Annotated in this window: 1 protein-coding gene; it reads right to left on the bottom strand. The window is 70.9% G+C overall.

Annotated features, from left to right (window positions below; translation table 11 throughout):
* Positions 1-265, bottom strand: a 265-nt coding sequence (locus ACG04R_RS28575; protein WP_394418237.1) for an autotransporter-associated beta strand repeat-containing protein, incomplete at both ends; no start/stop codon positions are given.

The following is a 265-nucleotide window of genomic DNA, read 5'->3' on the forward strand; positions in this document are numbered from 1 at the left end:
CTGGCAGAGAACTGCAGCGTGCCGCCGCCGAGGGTGATGGTGCCGGTGGAGCCGATGGCGCCGGCGCTGCCCAGGGCCAGCGTGCCTGCGGTGAGCGTGGTGCCACCGTCATAGGTGTTGGTGCCGGTGAGGGTCAGTGTGCCGGTGCCGGACTTGGTCAGCGAGCCGCCGGAGCTGGTGAGGGCGGTGGCCAGCGTGACGGCCTGGCCGTTGGTGTCGAGGTTGTAGGCCTGGGACGCGGCGGTGCTGAAGCGGCTGGAGTAGT

The organism is Pelomonas candidula, from assembly GCF_043555985.1.
Taxonomy (GTDB): domain Bacteria; phylum Pseudomonadota; class Gammaproteobacteria; order Burkholderiales; family Burkholderiaceae_C; genus Pelomonas; species Pelomonas candidula.